The sequence below is a fragment of the Streptomyces sp. NPDC043726 genome, from assembly GCF_056436565.1.
The window spans coordinates 471,955-489,300 of sequence record NZ_JBWKCI010000002.1 but is presented as its reverse complement, the minus strand read 5'-3'; the positions used below and the strand labels follow the sequence as shown (position 1 = coordinate 489,300).

Sequence of the window (17,346 nt, the reverse complement as noted above, 5' to 3'; positions counted from 1 at the left end):
AGCGGACCGCAGGTGAGTGATTCCTACTCAATCGCGCCCGGTCAGAGGCCTTGCCAAGCCACCGGAGGCCTGGCTCAGGCCGGTCCGGCCTAGGCTGCCTGCACCGCCGCCGGTCACCGAAGCGGGCCCGAACTGCCCGCCCCCTCGCACCGGTGGCCGTCGACGGAGGCGAGCACCATCCACGCACCACCCCCACCACACGGCCGCGTCGCTGAGCTGGCAGCAATCGACCGCATGCTGACGCGGGCCACCGCCGCGCGCAGTGACCGGCTGCTGCTGCACGGCGAGCCGGGCGCGGGCCGCAGTGTGCTGCTGGCCCATGCCCGGCACCGGGCCACAGCCCTGGGGTTGACGGTGCTCCAAGGGCGCGGCGCGCCCTCGGAGTCCGCCTATCCCTTCGCGGGCCTGCACCAACTGCTGTATCCGCTGCACGACCGGCCGGCGGCGCTTCCCGACGCCCAGGCAGCAGCACTCGACGAGGTGCTGCATCCGGGGCCGGGGCGCCGCAGCGAGGCCTACCTCGTGTCCATGGCCACGCTGTCGCTGTTGACGCAGGCCGCCGCCGGCAACGGGCTGCTGTGTGCCGTCGACGACGCCCATTGGATGGACCGCTCCACGCTGGACGTCCTGCTCTTCGTGGCCCGTCGGCTCCACGGGCAGGGCATCGTCCTGCTGATGGCACAGAGAGATACGGCTCCGGACCCGCTGGCCGACCCCGCCCTCCCCCGCCTCCGGCTGCCGGGACTCGACCGGACCGCCGCCCGCGCCCTCCTCACCGACCACGCGGGCACGCCCGTCGATCCGGCCGTGGCGGCGGAACTGGTACGCCGTACGGCCGGGAATCCGCTGGCCCTGACCGACCTGGGGACCGCGCTGGCCCCGGAGCACTTGCGGGGGCGCGAACCCCTCCCCGTTCCCCTACCGCTGGGTGAGGTGGTGGAACGCGCCTTCCTGGACCGCGTGCGCACCCTGCCGGCCGCGACCCGGCTCGGCCTTCTGGTGGCCGCAGCGGAGGAACACGGGGACCTGCCGGCCGTCATCGCGGCGACGACCCGGCTGGGCCTTGCCCCGGACTGTCTCGACGCGGCCGAGGAGGCCGGGATCATCGACATGGACGCCCGGCACATCACCTTCCGCCACCGCGTGGTGCAGGCCGCCGTGCACAGCCGCTCCCCCGCGGCCGAACGCCGCCGCGCGCACACGGCACTCGCCGAGGTCCTCGTGCCCCAGGCCCGCGACGGCCGACGGGCCCGGCACCTCGCGGCGGCCGCCGTCGGGCCCGACGAGAAGGTGGCCGCCGAACTCGCGGACGCCGCACAGCACGCCCGCACCCGCGGCCACCACACCGCGGCCGGCGCCCTGCTGGACCGCGCGGCCCGGCTCACCCCGGACGCCGACGTACGAGCCCGCCGGTTGTACGAGACGGCGCGTTCGGCCTGGGAGGCCGGCCTGACCCGTCAGACCCGGGATCTGATCTCCGAAGCGGAACTCCTCGTGCGCGAGCCCGACGTGCTGGGTCGCCTGCTCCAGCTGCGCGGGACGCTGCACCTGCGCGGTGGGGTGATCACGGACGCGTTCAGCGTGCTGTCGAGAGCGGCGGACTGCCTGGCGGCCTCGGATGCGGAGGCCGCCGCGCGCTGTCTGTTGCAGGCAGCGGAGGCGGCCTCGCACGCGGGCGATCTGGACCGGTTTCACGAGTTGGGCGCCGCAGCGGGCCGCCTGTCCTCCCGTCTCCCAGCCGTTCACTGCACCCACCTGCTGCTCACCGGCATGGGAGCAGCGGTCAAGGGGGACATCTCGGACGCCCGCGCTCTGCTCGGCCAGGGCATACGTGAGGCGCTGGTCCTGGACGACCCGGTGCTGGTGGCCTGGGCGGGAACCGGCGCTCTCTACCTCGGTGAGTTCCCGCAGGCACTGGCGCTGTACGCAAAGGTCAGCGACCGGGCCAGGGCGTCGGAACACGTGGGGGCGCAGCCCGGACACCTGGACCTCGTCGTCGTGCTGGAGATGATCGCGGGCCGGACGGCTCAGGCCGCCGAACTGGCCGAGCGGGGACTGCGCCTGGCCCGGGAATCGGGTCAGGAGAACCTGGCGGCCGTGCACCGAGCGCGTCTGGCCCTGCTGCACGCCCTGCGCGGCGATGAGACCGCGTGCCGGGAGGCTGCCGAAGCAGCGCTGAGTACCGCCCTCGGCCGCCGGATCGGCCTGGCGGTGGCCACGGCGCGTCACGCCCTCGCCGTACTCGCCCTGACCCGCGGCGAGTACGACGAGGCGCTGGGCCTGCTGAACCTGCTCGCCGCTCCGCAGGCGGGCACCGGTCACCCCATGGTGACCATGCAGTCGTTGCCCGACCGCATCGAGGCCGCCGTACGCGCGGGAGACGTCGACTCCGCGCGGGACGCGATGCGTTCTCTGGAGTTCTGGCAGGACGGCTCCGCGACCGGAGAGGTGCCCGCTCTGCTGGCCCGTTCGCGGGCACTGCTCGCCGAGGACGACGACGAGGCGATCGCCCGGTACGAAGAGGCGCTGGCTCTCCACAGCGGCCGAGTGCCGCTGGAGAAGGCGAGAACGGAGCTCTACTTCGGCGAACGGCTGCGCAGGGCCCGCAAAAGGGTGCACGCACGGCGCCGGCTGCGCAGCGCGGCCGACTCGCTGGAACGCCTGCAGATGACGCCGTGGGCTGAGCGGGCGCGGCGGGAACTGCGGGCCACCGGCGAGACGACCCGGCGGCAAGGCACGTCCGCCGTGCTGACCCCGCAGGAGCTGCGCATCGCCCGACTGGCCGCCCAAGGGCACCCGAACAAGGAGATCGCCGATCAGCTGTTCCTGAGCCGGCGCACCGTCGAATACCACCTCTACAAGGTCTTCCCGAAGCTCGGGATCGCCTCGCGCGCCGATCTCACCCAGCTGTACTACGCCGACCCTTCCCTCTTCGAGTGACCTCATCGCGGCACGCGCCCCGACCTCCCGGACCGCCAGTACCCGGACCCGACGCGGCCCGGCCACGCCACCACCGGCAAAGGAGACGCCACGATGACGAGCCGTGTGTCACACCCTCAACTGCGCGGACGCGAACCGGAGACCCGCGTCCTCGCGGACGCGCTGTCCGGGGCCGTGTCCGGTTGCGGCGGAGCGGTCCTGCTCCGCGGCCCCGCCGGCATCGGCAAGTCACGCCTTGCGCGGCATGTGCTGGACACCGTCGCCTCCCCCTGGCACGTCGTTCGGCTCTCCGCCACACCGCTGGACAGCCACTGCCCGACGGCCTACGGGACACTGGCCACGGTCCGCGTCACCGGCCCCGCCGCGGTGCGGACCCCCACGGCCGAGCTGGTCGCCTGTCTGGCGGCCGCGGCGGAGGTGAGCGATCACCGTGGCGTCACGGTCACCTCGGCGCGGCTGCTGCGCCACCTGCGCGACGGGGCGCCGACGGTGCTCACCGTGGACGATCTCGCGCACGCCGACCCCCACACCCTGACGCTCCTCGCCCGGCTCGCCCGGGCCCCGGCACGGCATGCCCTCGTCGTCGTGGCGACGCAGCGCGGTCCCCGCACCTCCGGCAGCCCGCTCTCCGCCTTCCTCGACACGTTCGAGTCTCCTGCGACGCTGCAGGTCATCGATCTGACGCCGCTGGATGTCGAGGCGGTCGCGGACCTGGCGACCGACGTGCTGCGGGCGCCGCCGTCCCCGGCACTGGCCGCCCACCTGCACGGGAGGACCGGCGGCAACCCGTTCCTCGTCGTGGAGTTGGCCAGTCGGATCGCGGAGAGCGGGGGCCTGCGGCAGGCGCACGAGCTCCTGTCGCCGGCCGGCGGCAAGCCCGCCCTGGGCGAGGAAGGCTGCGAGCGGGTGGTCCGTCGCATGGTGGGCACAGACGCAGTCACCCTGCGGGTGGCCCAGGCGGCCGCCGTGCTGCGAACCGTGCCGACGGACGGGACGGACCTGTTGGCCCGTATCGCCGAAATGCCCCGCACAGGGGCGGAAGCGGGCTTCGACGCCCTGGTCATCGGCGGGGTGTTGCACACCGGCGTCCCGGGCGAGCACACCTTCGCCCACCCGCTCGTGCGCGACGCCCTGTACGGGCAGCTGGGTCCCGCGGCGCGGCGCCGGGCGCATGCCCTCGCCGCCGACTGGATGCGGGACCACCCGCACGCGCAGGCGGACCTCCCGGTGCACGTGGCCGCGTCGGCGGACCACGGCGACACGCGTGCCGTCGCGATCCTGGCCGCAGCGGCCAGACGGGCGTTTCCGCACGCTCCCGCCGACGCCGCCGCCTGGTATCACAAGGCTCTGCGCCTCGCCCCTTCCGACCATCCGCTGCGCGCCGACCTCGTCACCCGACTGACGCTCGCCCAGCTCGTCGACGGCCGGGTCATTGAGGCGGTGCGCACGGGCAGTTCGGCCGCCGGAGTGGCGGGCGGGGGCGCCCAGCGCGGTGCCCGGCTCAACGCTGTCGTCGCCGGGGCACTCATCGAGCACGCCGCGACGGAGGAGGCGGCAGCGTTCGTGGATGCGGCGCGAACAGCCGACGACAGTGTCGTCCTCACCGCGCAGGCGGCCCACCTCCAGATGATGACCGGGAAGGTGCGGCAGGCGGTGAGCACGGCGGACGCGGCGGAGGCGCGGCTGGACTCGGCGACCGTGACCGACCGCATAGCCGCGCTGGGGTTCCTGGCACCGGTGCGCTACCTGTCCTCGCCCCGCCCCGTCCTCGCCCCCCTCGTCCGCCGACTGCGCGACGCCGCGTCACAAGCCCCACCGGCCGCCCGCCTTGATGCCCTGAGCAGTCTTGGCCTCTTGCTGTCCCTCCAGGGCGACACGGACGCCTGTGCGGAAGCGCTGTCCGAGGCCGACCCCTTGCTGGCGGCGTGCGGCTGGAACATCTTCCGGGGCAGACTCGCCGCCGCCCGGGTGCACCATTCCGCGCTCACCGGCGCCTGGGACGAGGCGCTCGCCGACATCGCCACGGTGACCCGGTCCATGGAACACTCCGGCTCACAGGTACACCTGGGTCTGCTGCGGATGATCGAGGCGACGCTCCACGCCCACCGGGGCAACTGGGACGCCGCACGCAGGGCGGCGGACGCCATCGACCGCACCCACCCACCACTGGGCAGCGCCGCGATCGGAGCCCACGCCGAGATCGACCTGGTACAGGGCGACCTGGCCAGCGGGCGCCGCCGCCTGGCCCGTTGGCTCACCCAAGCCACGCTGCCGGCTCGTCTGCGGGGCCGGCTGCTGGTGCAGCTGGCCTCGTTGGAAGCCGAGACCGCCTCCCCCACCGCCGTGGCGGCCCTCCTGGCCGAGGCCCGCGAGAACGGCGTCGACGATCACGACCACCTGGGCTTCGTCGAGGCACGTCTCGCGCAGGGCCGTGCCGCGGGGGACCCTGGCGCCCTGCGCGAAGCGCTCGCGGTCGCCGATCGCCACCACCTGACGCTGCTGCGCGGAAGGATCCACCTTGCCCTCGGCGCGGCGGGGGCGGACGCCGAAGGGCATCTGCGCACAGCGCTCGCCATGTTCCACGAGCTCGGCGCGCTGCCCTGGTGCCGACGGGCCGGAGCGGAGCTGCGCCGCCGGAACCTCAAGGTGCCCCGTCACCGGGCCTCCCCCTCCGCCCCGCTGACCGCGACGGAGATCCAGGTCGTCCGGTACGTGCAACTCGGCCGGTCCAACCGGGAGATCGCCCAGTCCCTGTCGCTGAGCGTCAAGACCGTAGAACGTCATCTGAGCCGGGTGTACGCCAAGACAGGATGCGCCGGCCGGGTCCACCTCGTCCGCGCCCTGGACCGCGGGCTGCTCGGGGAGACCGGCACCGAGCTTGCTTGATCCCGCCGGCGTGGGTGGCGGGGCGGTGCCGCTCCGCACGCCCGAGCGGCGGCGGTCGAGCGCGGCCCCGGCCGGGGAGGCCGGGGCCGCGCTCGGGTCCGCCACCGCAACCGCTCAGACCGGGGACACGCCCAAGGCCGGCGGCAGATCGACAAGGCCCGACAGGACGGCCCGATGCCGGTCGGCCGTGCCGAACGCGAGCGAGCTGCTCTTGGCGCGCTTGAGGTACAGATGGATCGGGTGCTCCCAGGTGAACCCGATTCCGCCGTGCAGTTGGAGTGCTTCCTCGGCTACCTTCACCACCGCCTCGGACACGAACGCCTGAGCCAGCGCCGCCTCGGTCGGCGCATCGGCCGAGCCGGCGGACAGGGCGACAGCGGCGTTGCGGGCCACCGCGCGCGCCTGCGTCACCAGGATCCACAGGTCGGCCAGGCGGTGCTTCACGGCCTGGAAGGAGCCGATGGGCCGGGCGAACTGGTGCCGTTGCTTCGCATAGGTCACGGTCGTCGCCAAGCACCACTCGGCCACACCGAGTTGCTCGGAGGCCAGCAGCGCCGCCCCGGCGACGAGGGCTTGGCGCACCGCCTGCTGCGCCGCCGTTCCGGTGGCGATGACGGCACAGGGCGCGTCGCGCAGTTCGATGTCGGTCAGCGGGCGAGTGAGGTCCAGGGAGACAACGGGCGTGCGGCGCACCGACCGTCCGGCCGCCGCCAGGTCCACGGCCAGCAGCAGAGCACCGTCCGGCCCGGCGGCGGGGACGAGCAGCAGGTCGGCCGCCGCCGCGTCGGCGACGCCCGTGACGGTGCCGCGCGCGGTGCCGTCAGCGGCCGTGACGGAGCAGGGTGGTTCGCCGTCCGGCAGGGTCGTGAACGGGACGGCGAGGGCGGCGATGCGCTGTCCGGCGGCGACGTCGGGCAGGAGGGCGACGTCGCCCGCCGCGAGGAGCGCGGCCGTGGCCACGACGCTGTGGCCGAGATAGGGCACGGGCGCGACGGCCGCGCCCAGCTCCTCCAGGACCAGCGCGGTCTCACACCAGGTGGCGCCCGCACCGCCCAGCTCCTCGGGCACGGCCAGTCCCACGACGCCGAGTTCACCGGCCAGTGCCCGCCACAGCCCGCTGTCGTGCGCCTCTTCGGTCTCCACTCGGGCGACGAGTCCGTCACCGGCGTACCGGTGCCGCAGCAACTTCCTCACCTGCGAACGCAGTTCCTCCTCGACTTCGCTGTAGAGGAGGTCTGTCATGGCGCCGGCCGCGCGGTCGGCGCTCACCTGGGAAGGTCCTTCCACGGCATGTCCTTGTCCGTTCTGATGTCCTGCGGGAGACCGAGAACGCGCTCGGCGATGATGTTGCGCAGCACCTCCGTGGTGCCGCCCTCGATGGAGTTGCCCTTGCAGCGCAGGTAGAGGTAGCCGAAACAGCGCTCCAGTGGATCCTGGTCGGGGTCCAGCCTGCGGAAGGACCAGTCGTCGTAGCGGAGCCCTTCCGCACCGAGCAGTTCCAGGGCGAGCCCGGACATCTCCTGGTTCAGGCGGGCGAAGGTGATCTTGGCGGCGGACCCTTCCGGCCCGGGCCGTCCGGCGGCGAGCTGCCGGCGCAGCCGCTCCGCGGTCAGCCGAAGTGCCTCCGCGTCCACCCAGTGCCGCAGCAAAACCTGGTGCAGCCCGGGGGTGCGCAGCTCGGGCCGTTGGCGCCAGACCTCCGCCACGGCTCCGATCATGCCGCCCTCGCGTGGCAGGACGTCGGCGCCGATGGCGACCCGTTCGTTCATGAGCGTGGCGTTGGCGACCTTCCAACCGTCGCCGACGCCCCCGATGCGCTGGGTGTCGGGGATCCGCACCCCCGTCAGGAAGACCTCGTTGAACTCGGCCTCGCCGGTGGCCTGCCGCAGCGGACGCACCTCGACCCCGGCCGCCGTCATGTCGACCACGAAGTAGGTAAGTCCCTGGTGCTTGGGCAGCGCGGGATCGGTGCGGGCCACCAGGAGGCCCCACCGCGCCTCGTGGGCGTGGGAGGTCCACACCTTCTGCCCGTCGACGATCCAGCCACCGGTGTCGGGGTCGTGCACGGCCCGGGTGGCCAGGGCGGCCAGGTCGGAACCGGCACCCGGTTCGCTGAACAGCTGGCACCACAGTTCCTGGCGGGCGAACAGGGGGCGCAGAAACCGCTGTTTCTGCTCGGTGCTGCCCCAGGCAAGCAGCACAGGTGCTGCCATGCCGTGGCCGATGACGGCATGTCCGGGTGTGCCGGTGACAGCGCCGGCGGACTCCAACTCGGCGTCCACGACGGCCTGCATGGCCCGGGGCGCACCCAGTCCGCCCCAGCCGGGCGGGAAGTGCACCCAGGCCAGCCCGGCGTCGTATCTGGCGAGGAGGAATTCGGTGGCGGAGGTGGTCGCCGGGTCGTGCCCGGCCAGGAAGTCCTGGGCGACCTGCCTGACGAGGTCGGGTGTCCAGGACGGCACGACATCCGGGTCGTGCGGAGCGGTCTTCGGTGCCATGCAGGTGCCTCTCGTGCGGAATTGGTGCGGACGCGGCGCGGGCCTGGACGTCAAGTGCCGCGCGCCGCGGGCGGAAAGGGGTGCCGGTGGCGGCCTGGATCCGGTGCGGGGCATGCCGGAATCGGGCGATCCCACTCGGCGCGGTGTGTGCTTTTTGCCTACGGCGTCACAGGCCCGGATCGAAGTCGGTGATCCGCTCGCGGGCGGCCGCCACGTGCTCCACGGCCAGCGGCACCGCCTGCCGGGCCAGCGTGTCGAAGTGCACGCCGGTCACTGCCGTGACCGCGCAGACCTCGCCGCTGACGGCGTCCTCCATCACGTGGCAGAACCGCAAGGACGAGGTGCCGGTGGACAGCACGCCGGAGCGGACCACGACCACCTCGCCCGCCCGCACCTCGCGCCGGTAGGAGATCCGCTGATCCACGGCGACCATCCCCCGCTGCCGCTCGCGCAGGTGGGCCGGGGTCAGGCCGATGCCGGCGAACAGCTGCCAGGTGGCCTCGTCGAACTTCCCGACGTACCACATGACGTTCATGTGCCCCATGTGGTCGCAGTGCCATGGGTAGACGGTTCCCCGGTAGGTGATCTCCAGGTCGGACACGGTGTCGGACTCCTTGGTCTGGTTCACAGCGACAGCAGCCGGCGCAGGTGCCTGCGGTCCGAGGCGCCGACCTTCTGGTAGACGCGGTACAGGGTGTTGCTGACGGTGCGCGGCGAGACCACCAGCAGGTGGGCGATCTCCTTGTCGGTGTGCCCTTGCGCCGCCAGCCGCGCCACCGTCCGCTCCCGCTCCGACAACCCCGCCGGGTCGCCGAGGAAGTGCAGCGCCGGCGTGCTCACCTCGCCGCACTGCCGCCGCAGCGAGCGAGCCTGAACCGTGGAGGCGGTGGCCGCGCGGTTCTTCCCGGCCCGCCGCTGCAGCCGGGCGAGTTCGGCGTACCCCTCCGCCGCGTACAGGTCCGCCCCCGCGTCCGTCAGGGCTCGGCAGACCTGGCCGAGCAGCCTGGCGTCGCCGGAGTGGACCGCCCGCGCGTAGTGCAGTCGGCTTTTCAGGTACGTCCCCTGCACGGGCAGTTCCTCTCCGACGGCAGGATGCGCCGGCAGTCCGAGCCGTGCCATCTCGTGCAGGACGATGACGGCGTCGCCGTGACTGCCCGCCTCCAGCGCCGCGTCCGCGGCCGTGTGCAGCAGGATCCTGGCCTGCTCCTGCTCGCCGCGCTGGTGAGCCTGCCAGGCACGGGCGACGGCCAGTTCGGCGGCATACGGCCCGTGCCCGGCGTCGTCCGGCAGGGCGGGCAGGCCGTCCCGCCGGACCGCCGGCAGGCAGTGCGCCGCGATCGTGGAGTGGATGGCGGCCCTGACGTGCCACGGCCGCCACGCCACTTGGTAGGCAGGGGTGAAGGAGAAGTAGTCCAGCGCCTCGCGGATACGACCGCGTTCGAGGAGGACCACGCCGAGGGTGAGGCCCCGCCGGGCGTCGACGCCGACGCGGTTGCACCGGACGGCGGTACGGTATTCGCGCCGCAGGATGCCCTCGGCCTCGTCCAGGCGCCCTGCGTACAGCTGGGCGAGTGCGTGTGCCTCTTCCATGGCGTCCGCTTCGAAGAAGCAGCAGGCGTCGGCGTCGGGTGCGCGCCCGCGGAGTTCCTCGTAGAGCTCCAGTGCGTCGTGCGGGCGGCCCATCCTTCCCAGGGAGCCGATCGCCAGCAGGGCTGACTCGGCGCGGCAGGGCGAAGCGGGGGTGCTCAGTACCTCGCGGGCATGGCCCAGCGCTTCGGCGAAGCGTCCCCGGAAGGCCGCGGACAAGGCGGCGAAAGCCGAGCGCTGCGTGCCCGTCAGCTGGGAGGCGACGGTGTCCGCGTGGTCCTGCCTGCCCTCGAAGAGCAGGGTACGGGCCTGGATCGGCACGATGAGGCGGAGGTGGTCGGGGTGCTCGACCGACACCTTCTCGACGAACGCGTGCAGATCCTCGAAGGCACCGGCGGCGAACAGGGCACGCGCGTGCAGTTCGGCGGCCCGGGCGGTGGGGTGGCCGTCCCACGCGGCCGCGGACAGCCGTATCGCCGCCACGGCGTCATGGTCGTGCAGGGCGCACCGCACCCCGTCCCACAGCAGGTCGTGCTCCGGGAGGTCGCCCGCGTCCAGGTGCCACTGGGCGAGGCGGACGCGCTCGGCGCGCGTCAGGTCTTCTCTCGGAACTTCGCGCGTCCAACGCCGCAGGTAGTGCCTGCGCCGCAACGGGCCGAGGTCCTGGCGCAGCACGTGACCGACATAGGGGTGGGCGACGGCCACCGAACGGGCCGAGCCCGAAACCGGTTCGGTCCGGGGGTCGGAGACGCGGACCACTCGGGCGTCCTCCAGGTCCAGGAGTGTGTCCGCGGACACGATCCCTTCCAGTACGTCGAGACGGGCCGGCTCGGCTAGCGCGATGAGCTCCACTGCCCGGCGGGCGTCCTCGGAGAGTCCGCCGAGCTGCCGGGCGACCAGTTCCCGCAACGCGTTCGAGACCGGCAGGCCGGCGCCGAGCCGCCACAGCGGGCCCTCGGAAACGATCAGGTGCTGCTCGACCGCGGCCCGGGTGAGTTCCCGCAGCAGCAGCGGATTGCCGTCCGCCATGGCGGCCAGCCGCACGACACCCGGCTGTGCGAGCCGGTCACCGAACAGCGCGCTCGTCAGGCGTCGCGTGGACAGCACGTCCAGCGGACCGAGTTCGATGCGCGTGAGCCTCTGGTCCTTCCACAGCGATTGCAGCCGCCAAGGCCCCTGGTCGCTGGTCATCGCGAGGAGGATCTTGTGCTCACGCCGGTGGGTCAGCTCGCTCAGGCACTCGGCGGCCTGCTCGGACAGCAGATGAGCGTCGTCGATCCACAGCGTGCGGGGGCGGACCGAGCCCGGCCGCAGCAGGCGCTGCACACTCCTGGTCACCGCCGCCGGGGCCAGCCTCTGGACGGGCCGCACCGTGCCGCCGGGGCCGGACCGACCGGGCGGGCCGCCCTCCTCCTCCGCTTCGGCGCGGGCGGACAATGCGGCCACGATCTCCTCCCCGAGACGGGTCTTGCCGACGCCGGGCGCGCCGACGATCAGGGCTCCGGCGGGCCCTCCGGCGGACCGCAGTACGTGGAGTGCGGTACGCAGCTCACGGTCGCGGCCCACCAGGGCGGCCGGGCCGAGCTCTGCGGGACCCGCGGGGTCGTCGTACGCGACGTGAAGGGTGGGATACGTGGGCGAGGCCATGGTGATTCCCCAAGCATCGGAGGGTGCGGAGCATGTTCTGGAGTGAGTCGGGCACCTGTCATCGATGCTCGGGCTCCGGCCATGTCCTTCGCGTTGGGGAGGCACCCCAAGGTTTGCGCGGCCGCAGGTGCCACGGCCCCCCTCCGCGTCCGGCACGCGCGGGGCCGGCCACACGCCGTGGAGGGCGCGGTCGGGGCGGTTCCATGAGGTCTCCTGGCCGTTGCTGGTGACAACGAGCCACTCTGCGAGATCGGGCGAGGCGTGCGCATCCGTGATCTCACTGGGTTGCGGCCCCACGGTCGGGCTCTCGCCTCGCGGCCGGCGCAGGAGTCAGGGGGCCTCGCTGTTCGATGGGGGGCGCTGCACTCCATCCCCCGGCCTCCGAGGTCTCCGCTCTGGACGTCGGGGCCGGGGGGATGGACATCGCCGCGGCGGCTGTCCCCTCGCGCCGCGGCCGGGCTGAGTCGTCCCCACGTCTCAGCTACGACCAGTCAACCGCGACCAGGTCCGACGGTCATGAGTGATATGTACTCTTATCGCCCTCCAGGCCCGGCCGACCCGTCCATGCCCCCACCGCCCGCCGCGCGTACGACGACCCATGGGGCCGGACCCAGGCGGCCGCACCACGCAGAACGCGCCGGCCAGCAGCAGGCACGCCGCCACGCCGTCCAGCCAGTAGTGGTTGGCGGTGGCCACGACCACCAGCACGGTGACGACCGGATGCGCCAGCCAGAGCCACCTCCACCGGCCGCGCGCGACCACGATCAGGGCCACAGCGAGCACCACCGCCCATCCGACGTGGAGAGAGGGCATGGCCGCGTACTGGTTGGCCGTCGCGTCGGCTTGCGGGTCCCCGTAGACGGCTGGGCCCCACACCTGTCCGGTGTCGACCATCGCGGCCCGCGCCAGCATCCGCGGCGGCGCCAGCGGGGCCACGAGGTGCAGCAGCAGGGCGGAGCCGGTCAGCAGCACCAGGACGTTGCGGATCCACCGGTAGTGCGCGGGTCTGCTCAGGTACAGCCACAGAAGGAACAGGCCGGTCGCGGGAAAGTGGACCCAGGCGTAGTAACCGTTCGCCGCGCGGATCACCGCCTCGCTGCCCAGCATCAGCTCCTGTACGGAGTTCTCGGACGGCAGGCGGAGCACGCGCTCCCAGTGCCAGACGGTCTCCGCGTTCTCAAATGCCACACCGACGTGCCCGTCCGCCGCCAGTCGGCCGAACTTGTACGCCAGGAACAGCACCGCGACCAGAGCCAGCTCCAGCAGCGCGCGCGTCGCGGCGGAACCGCGCCTGGCGGGCTCGGAAGCGGAAGAGCTGTCCGATTCCGGTGATCGCCGGGCCGGAGCATCCCTCACCGTCAGGTCGCGCTGCCGGGCTCCGCCGTCCGATGGGTTTGTCGTAGGCCGCATGAGGATCCTCGGGGGTGGTCGGGTATTCCCGGCCGCGGCACTCTCCCCGCGCGGCCGTTCCTCCCGGTCTACGGCCGAGCCCGAAGCCTCGGCGTCGGGGCGGCACCCCAAGGTTTCCTCCGGCCCCCACTGCTGACCGGCATCCGATCTGCTGAGATCTCGATGACGTCGAGGCGAGTGGGGTACTCGGGGCGCGGTCGGCGGTCGGGTCGGCCGTGGCACGTGGGAGGCTTCGTGGCCGTTCGCCATCGTCTGATTCGCGTCAGTCCCGCCGCTGTGTGGGCTGTGCTCGCCGACGGCTACCGGTATGGGGAGTGGGTGGTGGGGACCTCCCGGTCCTGGCCCGCCCGGGGGCAGTGGCCGCAGACGGGCGCGGTGATCCGCTACGAGATCCGGCTCGGGCCGCGCAAGCTCGTCAACGAGACGGTGGTGCGCCACTGCGAGGAAGGCGTCCGTCTGGAGCTGGAGGCGCACGCGGGATTCCTGGGCACGGCGCGGATCGCGGTCGAGCTGCGGCCGTGGGGCGAGCACTGCCTGGTCGTGCTGGACGAGCATCCCCTGCGAGGCGCGGGGGGCAAGGTGCACAACGCGGGCCTTGACGCACTGGTCCAGCTGCGCCACCGCGCGATGCTCGCCCGACTCGCCCGGCTGTGCGAGAACACCTCCCCCGACGCTCCCCAACCCACGCCAAGGCGGCACAAAGCACCCGCCCGGCCACCGGAAAGCGGACCTGAGGCGCCGGACGCCGTCGTGATCGGCGCCGGCCCCAACGGACTGGTGGCCGCAAACCTGCTCGCGAACGCCGGGTGGAGCGTGGAGGTGCTGGAGGAGCAGCCAGAGCCGGGCGGGGCGGTGCGGCACGACCGAGGAGTCGACCCCGAGTTCGTCAACGATCTGTGCAGCTCGTTCTATCCCCTGGCCGCCGCCTCCCCCGTACTGGCAGGGCTGCGCCTGGAGGACCACGGCCTGCGGTGGAGTCACGCGCCCGCCGTGCTGGCGCATCCCCTCACCGACGGCAGCTGCGCGGTCCTGGGCACGGACGTCGAGGTCACGGCCCAGTCCCTAGACACCTTCGCGGCCGGCGACGGGGATGCCTGGCGGCGCCTGCACGACGTATGGCAGGGCCTGTACCCGGACCTCCTCGACGCCCTGTTCACGCCCTTCCCTCCGGTGCGCGCCACGGCGCGGCTGGCAGCGCGGCTGCGTGCCGCGGGCGGACTGCGGATGGCCCGCTCCCTGGTCCTGCCGGTCCGCCGGATGGGCGAGGAGGAGTTCAGCGGTGAGGGCGGCCGGCTACTGCTGGCCGGCAACGCCCTGCACGCCGACCTCGCCCCTGAATCAGCGGGCAGCGGCGGCTTCGGCTGGCTGATGGCGATGCTGGGACAGACGTACGGCTTTCCCGTCCCCGTCGGCGGAGCGGGCGCGCTGACCCAGGCTCTGACGCGCCGCCTGGAGGCTAATGGCGGGCGGGTGCGCTGCGGGCAGCGCGTCGAGGAGATCGTCGTCGAGGGCGGCCGGGCCGTCGGCGTACGAACGGCGTCCGGCGAGGTGGTGTCGGCGCGCCGGGCGGTCCTCGCGGACGTGTCGGTTCCGGCGTTGTACGGCGAGCTCGTCGCCCCCGAGCATGTGCCCGACCAGCTCCGGGACGACCTGCACCGGTTCCAGTGGGACTTCGCCACCTTCAAGGTCGACTGGGCGCTGGACGGGCAGGTGCCCTGGCAGGCGCGGCAGGCGGCCACGGCCGGCACCGTGCACCTGGCCGACGGCTTGGACGAGCTGACCCGTTTCGCGGCGCAGATCGCCATGCGGCAGCTCCCCGACCGCCCCTTCCTGCTGTTCGGCCAGATGACCACCGCCGATCCCTCCCGCTCGCCCCAGGGGACCGAATCGGCCTGGGCCTACACCCATGTCCCCCATGAGATCCGCTCCGACGCGGGCGGGGAGGGCATCGGCGGCCGCTGGGACGAGTCGGACCAGGAACGCATGGCCGACCGGGTCGAGCAGCAGGTCGAGCGGTTCGCGCCCGGCTTCCGCTCCCTGATCCGCGCCCGCCGCGTCCTCGCGCCGCCGGCCCTGGAGGCCCTCGACGCCAACCTCCGCGCCGGCGCCATCAACGGCGGCACCTCCGCACTGCACCAGCAGCTCGTCTTCCGCCCCCTGCCCGGCACCGGGCGCCCGGAGACACCGGTGCCCGGCCTCTTCCTCGCCTCCGCCGGGGCCCACCCCGGCGGCGGGGTGCACGGTGCTCCGGGAGCCAACGCCGCTCGCGCCGCACTGCACGGCCACCCCACCGGCCTGTCCCGCGCCCAAAGGCTGCTGACCCGCCGAGACCGCACCGGAAGCAAGGCGTGAAGTGACCGCACCAGACGCAAAGCGTGGAGCGACCGCACCGGAAGCAAGCCGCGAAGCGACCGCACCGGCACAGCTGTCGCACCCGCCAGGAAGGAAACCGATGAGCGACCCCACCGACACCCGCACCTCCCCCGCCCCCGGACACCAGCGCCCCGCCGACGTCGACGACCGGACCGTCGCAGCGCTCGGCGCGCTCTCCAAGGCGTGGGAGACCACCGAACGGGCCAGAGGCCGTCTGTACGACTTCCACCAGCTGACCGGAACGGCCGACCTGCAACTGGACGAGGCCGTCCGGCTGCTGCGGGAGGCCGGCCATCACGAGTGGGCCGAGCGGGTCCGCTCCGAGATCCTGGGACGCAACGTCATCCCGGGGCACTGGACGTTCCAGATCGTCGAGGCCTACAACGCCACTTACTACCGGCCCTTCCAGCAGCTGGAAACGAGCGCAGTGCAAGAACTCGCCCACGGCCGGGACCACCTCTACGAGGCACAGATGAAAGAGGACCGCCGCACGCCCGGCCACCCTGACCACACGGCCCGGCCGCCTGAACCACAGCCTTGAGCCGCCCGGAAGGAAGCCCTGTGCGCAGCAGTCCGCTGACCGGCCGCACGGTCGCCGTCACCGGCGCCGCCCGCGGGATCGGCGCGGCACTGGCTCGCGAGATCGCCGGACGCGGCGCCCGGGTGGCCCTCCTGGGCCACGAACCGGAGGCGCTCGACGCGTTGGCCGCGTCCCTGCCGGGCCCGGCGCTGGCCGTGGCGGCCGACGTCACCGACCTCGCCGCGCTCACGGCCGCCGCCGGCACGGTACGGGCCCGCTTCGGGCCGCCCTCCGTGGTGGTGGCGAACGCGGGCATCTCCGAGGGCGGCCCCTTCCTCGCCTCGGACCCGGCGGGCTGGCACCGCGTCATCGACGTCAACCTCGGCGGCAGCGCCAACACCGCTCGCGCGTTCCTGCCGGACCTGTTCGCAACGGCCGGCTACTTCCTCCAGGTCGCCTCCCTGGCGTCCCTCGGCGCGGTCCCCCTGATGAGCGCCTACTGCGCCTCCAAAGCGGGAGCCGAGGCCTTCGCGCACGCCCTGCGAGCGGAGGTCGCCCACCGGGGCGTGGCCGTGGGCATCGCCTACCTGAGCTGGACGGACACCGACATGATCCGCGACGCCGACCGCTACCCGGTCATGCGCGCACTCCGCACCCACTTGCCCCCGCCGGCCCGCCGGACCCACCCCGTGCAGACCGTCGCCGCCCGCCTGGTGACGGGCATCGAAGGTCGCCGTACGGCCGTGTACGCCCCCGCCTGGCTCCGGCTCGTCCAGCCCCTGCGGCCGATCCTGCCACCCGTCGTCCTGCGGATGTCCCGCCACGGGCTGTCCCATACCGAGGGCTACGAGTCCTTCGCCCACACCGGCCCGCTCGGGGCAGGTGGACTCGCCGACCGCGCCGTCGCCCGCGAGACCAGGGCCGGCCAACGGGACGACGACCCCACCGGGCCCCACGGGACGTGAATCGAGCACCCATGCAGACCTTCCTGCCCCACCCCGACTTCCGGCGGAGCGCCCAGCTGCTGGACCGTCGGCGCCTGGGCAAGCAACGCGTCGAAGCGCTCCAGGTGCTGCGCGGCCTGACGGTCCCCGGTTACGGCTGGCGCCGGCACCCGGCCGTACGCATGTGGACCGGGTACGAAGAAGCACTCGTGCGCTACGGCCTGGAGGTCTGCCGGGTCTGGCGCGAACAGGGCCACCAGGACAGCTGCGCGGCCTCCCTCGTCTCGCAGCTGGCCACCCACCGCCCCGGCACCACGGTGCGCGACCAAGCCGGACTGGCGGCCGCCGACGAGCTGCCACCGTGGCTCGGCGACGAGGCCTTCCACCAGAGCCACCGCTCGGCCCTGGTCCGCAAGGACCCGGCCTTCTACGCCGCGCACTTCCCCGCCGACCCCGACGATCTGCCCTACGTCTGGCCGACCTCGGACCGCGAACCACAGGGCGTCCACCCCGACGCCTGACCGCCCTCGGTGGCGGCGCG

At 73.3% G+C, this 17,346-nt stretch carries 11 protein-coding genes and 1 pseudogene; 7 read left to right on the top strand and 5 right to left on the bottom strand.

Translation table 11 applies throughout. The features are described 5' to 3' along the window. The first annotated feature begins 132 nt into the window (after positions 1-132). Both AC068Z_RS06975 and AC068Z_RS06970 read left to right on the top strand, forming a co-directional pair. A complete protein-coding gene (locus AC068Z_RS06975) occupies positions 133-2,940 on the top strand; it encodes a helix-turn-helix transcriptional regulator (protein ID WP_478553752.1) in 2,808 nt (935 codons plus the stop codon). A gap of 93 nt (positions 2,941-3,033) precedes the next feature. Continuing rightward, positions 3,034-5,826, top strand: a complete 2,793-nt coding sequence (locus AC068Z_RS06970) for an AAA family ATPase (RefSeq protein ID WP_478553054.1) — start codon at positions 3,034-3,036, stop codon at positions 5,824-5,826. Positions 5,827-5,940: 114 nt separating this feature from the next. Here AC068Z_RS06970 and AC068Z_RS06965 read toward each other — a convergent pair whose 3' ends face one another. The 5 genes from AC068Z_RS06965 to AC068Z_RS06945 form a co-directional block, all read right to left on the bottom strand. Further along, positions 5,941-7,113 carry an acyl-CoA dehydrogenase family protein gene (locus tag AC068Z_RS06965; RefSeq protein WP_478553052.1) on the bottom strand — a complete coding sequence of 391 codons (1,173 nt, stop codon included), beginning with the start codon at positions 7,111-7,113 and terminating at the stop codon, positions 5,941-5,943. Then, on the bottom strand, positions 7,092-8,324 hold the full coding sequence (locus AC068Z_RS06960) for an acyl-CoA dehydrogenase family protein (RefSeq protein ID WP_478553050.1): 1,233 nt from the start codon (positions 8,322-8,324) through the stop codon (positions 7,092-7,094). The genes AC068Z_RS06965 and AC068Z_RS06960 overlap by 22 nt, the downstream gene beginning before the upstream one ends. Positions 8,325-8,490: 166 nt before the next feature. Further along, on the bottom strand, positions 8,491-8,952 hold the full coding sequence (locus AC068Z_RS06955) for an acyl-CoA thioesterase (protein WP_478553048.1): 462 nt from the start codon (positions 8,950-8,952) through the stop codon (positions 8,491-8,493). After that, the gene (locus AC068Z_RS06950) at positions 8,949-11,558 is read right to left on the bottom strand and encodes a helix-turn-helix transcriptional regulator (protein WP_478553046.1); all 2,610 of its coding nucleotides are present in this window, start codon (positions 11,556-11,558) and stop codon (positions 8,949-8,951) included. Before AC068Z_RS06950 ends, AC068Z_RS06955 begins: the two co-directional genes overlap by 4 nt. 477 nt (positions 11,559-12,035) lie before the next feature. Next, entirely contained in the window at positions 12,036-12,968 is a 933-nt protein-coding gene (locus tag AC068Z_RS06945) for a phosphatase PAP2 family protein (protein ID WP_478553044.1), read from the bottom strand. Positions 12,969-13,130: 162 nt separating this feature from the next. On the opposite strand from AC068Z_RS06945, the pseudogene AC068Z_RS06940 reads away from it, so the two are divergent. The 5 genes and pseudogenes from AC068Z_RS06940 to AC068Z_RS06920 form a co-directional block, all read left to right on the top strand. Then, positions 13,131-13,613 (top strand): annotated as a pseudogene (locus AC068Z_RS06940) (SRPBCC family protein); the annotation flags it as partial. Positions 13,614-13,718: 105 nt separating this feature from the next. After that, on the top strand, positions 13,719-15,320 hold the full coding sequence (locus tag AC068Z_RS06935) for a phytoene desaturase family protein (RefSeq protein WP_478553750.1): 1,602 nt from the start codon (positions 13,719-13,721) through the stop codon (positions 15,318-15,320). Positions 15,321-15,420: 100 nt separating this feature from the next. Further along, a complete protein-coding gene (locus AC068Z_RS06930; protein ID WP_478553042.1) occupies positions 15,421-15,882 on the top strand; it encodes a hypothetical protein in 462 nt (153 codons plus the stop codon). Between the two features lie 20 nt (positions 15,883-15,902). Beyond that, positions 15,903-16,826, top strand: a complete 924-nt coding sequence (locus AC068Z_RS06925) for an SDR family oxidoreductase (protein WP_478553040.1) — start codon at positions 15,903-15,905, stop codon at positions 16,824-16,826. An 11-nt stretch (positions 16,827-16,837) separates the two neighbouring features. Beyond that, positions 16,838-17,326: an MSMEG_6728 family protein gene (locus AC068Z_RS06920; RefSeq protein WP_478553038.1), complete on the top strand. Its 489-nt coding sequence runs from the start codon at positions 16,838-16,840 to the stop codon at positions 17,324-17,326. The last annotated feature ends 20 nt before the right edge of the window (positions 17,327-17,346 follow it).